This is a genomic window from Sphingomonas bacterium, from assembly GCF_903643035.1.
Classification (GTDB): Bacteria; Pseudomonadota; Alphaproteobacteria; order Sphingomonadales; family Sphingomonadaceae; genus Sphingomonas.
Genome location: NZ_CAHJWW010000176.1, coordinates 1 through 5645 on the forward strand (window position 1 = coordinate 1; position 5645 = coordinate 5645).

A 5645-nucleotide genomic window follows, 5' to 3' on the forward strand; every position below is an offset into this window, starting at 1 on the left:
GCCGCAGCGCGTCGACCGCGCGCGCGGTCGCCCGCGCCGGCCCGCCGTTCCCCCCGGCGCCATGCTCGCTCACCAGGCGAACTCGGTCATCAGCGGCACATGGTCGCTGGGCTTTTCCCAGCCGCGGCAATCCTCGAACACGCGATGCGACAGCGCGGTCGCCGCCAGGTCGCGGGTCGCCCACTGGTGGTCGAGCCGCCGCCCGCGATCCGACGCCGCCCAGTCCTTCGCGCGATAGCTCCACCAGCTGTGAAGCCGTTTGGGAGCCGGGTGGAAATGCCGGCCGAGATCCACCCAGTCGCCCGCCGCCTGCAACCGGGCGAGCGTCTCCACCTCGACCGGCGTATGGCTGACGGTGCCGAGCAGCTGCCTGTGCCCCCACACGTCAGACGGCAGCGGCGCGATGTTGAGGTCGCCGACCAGCAGCGTCGGTCCCCCGAGCGTTTCGGACCAGCGGGTCATGCGTTCGAGGAAGTCCAGCTTCTGCCCAAACTTGGGGTTCGCGTCGCGATCGGGCAGGTCGCCGCCGGCGGGCACGTACACGTTCTCCAGCCGCACGCCGTTCGCCAGCCGCACGCCCAGATGCCGCGCCTCGCTGTTGGCCTGCCAGTCCAGCCGGTCGTCCGCCTCGACGGGGACGCGGCTGACGATCGCGACGCCGTGGTGCATCGGCTGGCCGTGGAGCACGACATGGTCGTAGCCGAGCGCGCGAAAGGCATCGACGGGGAAGTCCGCGTCGACCACCTTCGTCTCCTGAAGGCACAGCACATCGGGCGCGGCCTCCCGCAGGAAGCGTTCGACGATGGCGATGCGGAACCGCACCGAATTGATATTCCAGGAGGCGATCTTCACGGACGCGATCTAGGGGGTGGGGCGGGGGGCGTCACCCCCTTGGACCCGCCATCCCTGCGCACGCCCGGATCTTCGGGCGAAGCCGCGCCGTCGGCTGGAGCCTTGGCACGCCGGGCGCGAAAAGGCCCTCGCTCCGGGGGCATGGAACGAGGGCCGACTCAGCGTTCGTCACGCAGGCGAATCGCGAAACCTCCGGGTAACAGGGGGGAAATCCCGGGCGGCTCCGCGACCGCCCGATCGCCCTAGGCGGGGGAACCTGTCGCGAAGGTGAATGGCAATATCTTCATCGGGATGCAGGCGCGGGGACGGTCCACCGCCGTCAGCGACCCCTGGGTCGCGGGTCGGTCCAGGCGAAACTGTTGGCGGGGATCGCGACGTTGAACCGCTGGTCCGACAGGCGGACGGTCGTGCGGTTGCCCTGGCTGTCGAGCATCACCCACCCCTCCAGCGCCAGCCCCGCGGGCGCGGCGGCCTCGCGCGTGAAGATCAGCGTGATGCGGCCGTACTCGGGATGTTTCGGGTCCGCCGCCTCGACGGAGATCGCGCGCGGATCGCCGCCGTCCGCGACATGCGCATAGCGGGCGATATCGCGGTCGGGATCGAGCAGCACCGCGAGCGGCGAGTTCTTCACCGGCCAACGCTGCACCTGCTTCACCGAATAGTCGACGAAGGTCAGCGCGCCGCCTTCCGCGACGATCAGGATCGGCACGCCCTGCTGGTACTGGAAGCGGATGCGGCCCGGCTTCTTGAGCGTCAGCGTGCCGGTCAGCACCTTGCCCATCCGATCGGTCTGGACGAACGCCGCCGTCATGCTGTCAAGCGCGCGCAGATGCTGCTGCACGAGCGCGAGGTCGCCGGTCACGGGCGCCGCGGCGACCGGCGCCGTCGCGAACGCGGGACCGGCGAGAAGCGGCGAGAACGCCAGCAGCGGGACGAAAAAGGATCGGATCATCGTCGCCTCGTGGCCGGGGAGCATTGAACCGGCGGTGAACCCGCTGCGGCGCATGGTGTCAACGCAGGAGGTGCCGCACGGGCGTCGTGCGAGACGTGGCGAGCGCGGGTCCGTTCCGGCTTGCCCACGCAGCCCGCCGCGCGCAGGGCGCCCCGCATGACGCCCCGCATCCTCATCATCGCCGGCTCCGACTCGGGCGGGGGAGCGGGGATCCAGGCCGACATCAAGACCGTCACCATGCTCGGCGGCCACGCGATGACAGCGGTGACGGCGATCACCGCGCAGAACACGCTGGGCGTGCAGGCCGCGATGCCGGTGCCCACCGACATGGTGATGGCGCAGGTCGCCGCCTGCGTGGACGATATCGGCGTGGACGCGGTGAAGATCGGGATGCTGGGCTCGGCGCGGACGGCACACGCGGTGGCGGACTGGCTTGCTTCCCAGTCACCCCCGCGAAAGCGGGAGCCCGGCTCCGGCAAGGCGGACGCGTACGACACCTGCGAGATGGGTCCCCGCTTTCGCGGGAATGACGACAGAGGCTTCCCAGTCGTCTTCGATCCCGTGATGGTCGCCACCAGCGGCGCGGCGCTCGCGGACGCGGATACGGTCGCCGCGTTCGAGCGGCTGATCGCGCTCGCCGACGTCACGACGCCAAACCTGCCCGAACTGGTGGCGCTGGGTGGCGAGGATCGGGTGCGGGGCCTCGGCCGCGCGCTGCTGGTGAAAGGCGGCCACGGAGAGAGCGATACGATCGAGGATCGGCTGGTCGACGTTTCGGGCGAGACAGTGTGGACTCACCCCCGGATCGCCACACGCCACACGCACGGTACGGGTTGCACGCTGGCGAGCGCGATCGCGACCGGCCTCGGCGCCAGAATGCCGCTCGCTGACGCGACAGACCGGGCGGTTGCGTTCGTCCAGGCCGCGCTTGCCGCCGCACCGGGACTGGGCGAAGGGCATGGTCCCATGAGCCATTCGCTAGGACGCGTGCCTTTTTACGACCTGTTGACGGCACGCGATCCGGTCGGATGGGACGCACAGGCCTTTGCGGCGCGGCGGGTCTGATGCCCCACCTCCGCCACGAAAGGCTGTACCCCACCCCCGTCGCCGGCGTTGACGAGGCCGGGCGCGGCCCGCTCGCGGGACCCGTGGTCGCCGCCGCCGTCATCCTGCCGCCGCGCGGTGTGCCGCGCGGGATCGATGATTCCAAGAAGCTGGCGCCCGCCGAGCGCGAGCGCCTGTGCGGCCTGCTCCACGTCCGGGCGCGCGTGGGGATCGGCATCGTTGAGGCGGACGAGATCGACCTGCTCAACATCCACTGGGCGACGATGAAGGCGATGACGCTGGCGGTGGAGGCGCTGTCCGCGGACGGGGGACAGGCGCCCGCGCATGTCCTGGTCGACGGCAACCGGCTGCCGCGCTGGAGCCATGCCGCGACCGCGATCGTGGGCGGCGACGCGCACTCGCTGTCGATCGCCGCCGCGTCGGTGGTGGCCAAGCACACGCGCGACGCGATCATGCTGGAACACGCCCGAGCCTATCCGCGGTACGACTGGCACGCGAACAAGGGCTATGCCGCCCCCGCGCACCTCGCCGCGTTGCGCGACCATGGCCCATGCCCGCTCCACCGCCGCAGCTTCGCTCCCGTCGCGCGCGCCGGCGGTTCGCCGCCGTCGTGAGGCGTCCGAGTCACACCGCTAGGGATTGGGTCCGGCATCGGACAGTGCCGCAACATCTGGCCGCATGGCCACGAGCCGTCGCCGATGGACGGACCTGCAAGCCTTTCACTTAACCATATTAAGCTTGACGATCGGCCGCCGGTCCGCAGGATCGTGCCATGGGGGACGGGCGATGGGGGTAGGAACGCGAGAGCGGACGATGGTCTTGGCGGAGACCACGGCCACGGCCACGGCCACGGCCGATGCCGGAACGGCGGCGTTGCCGCTCGACACGATCCTGCGCGACGACTGCATCGCCGCGATGCGGGCGCTGCCGGCGCGAAGCGTCGACTGCATATTCGCCGACCCTCCCTACAACCTGCAACTGGGTGGCGAGCTGTTCCGTCCCGACGGCAGTCATGTCGACGCGGTGACCGACGACTGGGACCGGTTCGACAGCTTCGCCGCCTATGACGCCTTCACGAGATGTTGGCTGGTCGAGGCGCGCCGCGTGCTGAAGGACGATGGCACGATCTGGGTCATCGGCAGCTATCACAACATCTTCCGCGTCGGCGCCGCCGTGCAGGACCTGGGCTACTGGATCCTCAACGACATCGTCTGGCGCAAGGCCAATCCGATGCCCAATTTCCGCGGCACCCGCTTCACCAACGCGCACGAGACGCTGATCTGGGCCGCCAAGAGCGAGGATGCGCGCTACACGTTCAACTATCGCAGCATGAAGACGCTGAACGACGAACTGCAGATGCGGTCCGACTGGGAGTTCCCGATCTGCGGCGGGCCGGAGCGGCTGCGCGAGGGCGGCGTCAAGGTACACCCGACGCAGAAGCCCGAGGCGCTGCTGTACCGGGTGCTGCTGGCGAGCACCCGGCCCGGCGACGTGGTGCTCGACCCATTCTTCGGGACCGGCACGACGGGGGCGGTCGCGACCAGGCTGGGCCGGCGCTGGATCGGCGTCGAGCGCGACGAGGGCTATTGCGCCGCCGCCCGCGCCCGCATCGACGCCGCGCTGCCGCTCGACGAGGCTGCGCTGCGGACGATGATGAGCCCGCGCCAGCGCCCCAAGGTGGCATTCGGCACGTTGGTGGAGACGGGCATGCTCGCGCCGGGGGCGGAACTGGTGGACGTCAGACGCCGGTTCCGTGCGACCGTGCGCGTGGACGGCAGCCTGCTGAGCGCGTGCGGCGCGACCGGATCGATCCACAAGCTCGGCTCCGAGCTTCAGGGCGCGGCGGCGTGCAACGGCTGGACGTTCTGGCACGTCGAGGTGGAGGGCAGGCTCCAGCCGATCGACACGCTGCGCCAGACGTACCTGCTGGCGACGCGGGCATAGCGGCAGCGGCTCGCGCCGACGTATTCCCTCCGGGCGACCTACCCCTCCACCATCGCTGCGCGACGGTCCCCCTCCCCTCCGGGGGAGGACTTCCCTCACTCCTTCCCCGGAGGGGGAGGTGGCCCGCGCAGCGGGACGGAGGGGTAGGCTGCCCCGCGCGCCGCCGCCGCGACGATGTGGCTGACCCTGGTTTCCGGGTCGTTCAGCGCCGCGGTCGCGGGCACCTAAAGCATGCCACTTGTTCCTCCGGGCAAGCTACCCCTCCACCGTTGCTGCGCAACGGTCCCCCTCTCCCTCCGGGGGAGGAATGGCGGTCCCTTCCGCGCACTGTCATGGCTGCTTCATTCTCCTGCCTGGAAGGGGTTGGTCTGCCCCCATGGAGCGCGTGGCGGCATGGATGGGCCGGGGCGGGCATCCATCCCCTTCCAAGCAGGAGAACCGGACGACGGCTCCGCGGCGCTTGCAATACGGGAGCAGGCGGGCGACGCATCCGGCCATGTCGCTTCCGCCCGTCCGCTCCCGTCCTGTGCTCGGTCCCTCTGCCAAGGGCGGAGGGCGGGTCCCGCGACGATGTGGTGCCAGCCTCGCCGGCTCGCGCGGCCCCGCCGCCGGCCGAACCGGCCGGTAGCGGGCCGTGCACCTTCGTCCCAGCCAGTTCGTCGCCTCTCCCGTCGATCGCCCGGACGGGAGCGTCGCGCGGCTGGCGGGGTCGATGCAGTGGTTCGCCGCCTATGACGTGCTCGACGGCGGGCGCTGGCGCGAGAGCGTCGCGGTCGCGGACATCGATGGCTGGCTCGCCCGCGCGGCCGACGGCGAGCGGCTGGCGCGGCAC

At 70.9% G+C, this 5645-nt stretch carries 5 protein-coding genes and 1 pseudogene; 4 read left to right on the plus strand and 2 right to left on the minus strand.

Annotated features, from left to right (window positions below; all coding sequences use genetic code 11):
• Positions 1-69 precede the first annotated feature (69 nt).
• Both HUV01_RS11130 and HUV01_RS11135 read right to left on the minus strand, forming a co-directional pair.
• The gene (locus tag HUV01_RS11130; protein WP_174298322.1) at positions 70-852 is read right to left on the minus strand and encodes an exodeoxyribonuclease III; all 783 of its coding nucleotides are present in this window, start codon (positions 850-852) and stop codon (positions 70-72) included.
• Positions 853-1171: 319 nt separating this feature from the next.
• Positions 1172-1804 (minus strand): LolA family protein, encoded by a 633-nt coding sequence (locus HUV01_RS11135; protein WP_174298323.1) that lies wholly within the window; start codon positions 1802-1804, stop codon positions 1172-1174.
• A 156-nt stretch (positions 1805-1960) separates the two neighbouring features.
• Here HUV01_RS11135 and thiD point away from each other — a divergent pair, with 156 nt between their 5' ends.
• The 4 genes and pseudogenes from thiD to HUV01_RS11155 all read left to right on the plus strand — a co-directional run.
• Complete coding sequence (gene thiD / locus HUV01_RS11140) at positions 1961-2869, plus strand: bifunctional hydroxymethylpyrimidine kinase/phosphomethylpyrimidine kinase (protein ID WP_174298324.1); 909 nt, start codon at positions 1961-1963, stop codon at positions 2867-2869.
• A complete protein-coding gene (locus HUV01_RS11145) occupies positions 2869-3483 on the plus strand; it encodes a ribonuclease HII (RefSeq protein WP_174298325.1) in 615 nt (204 codons plus the stop codon). Before thiD ends, HUV01_RS11145 begins: the two co-directional genes overlap by 1 nt.
• 199 nt (positions 3484-3682) lie before the next feature.
• The gene (locus tag HUV01_RS11150) at positions 3683-4813 is read left to right on the plus strand and encodes a site-specific DNA-methyltransferase (protein WP_174298326.1); all 1131 of its coding nucleotides are present in this window, start codon (positions 3683-3685) and stop codon (positions 4811-4813) included.
• Positions 4814-5447: 634 nt separating this feature from the next.
• A pseudogene (locus HUV01_RS11155) lies at positions 5448-5645 on the plus strand (hypothetical protein); the annotation flags it as partial.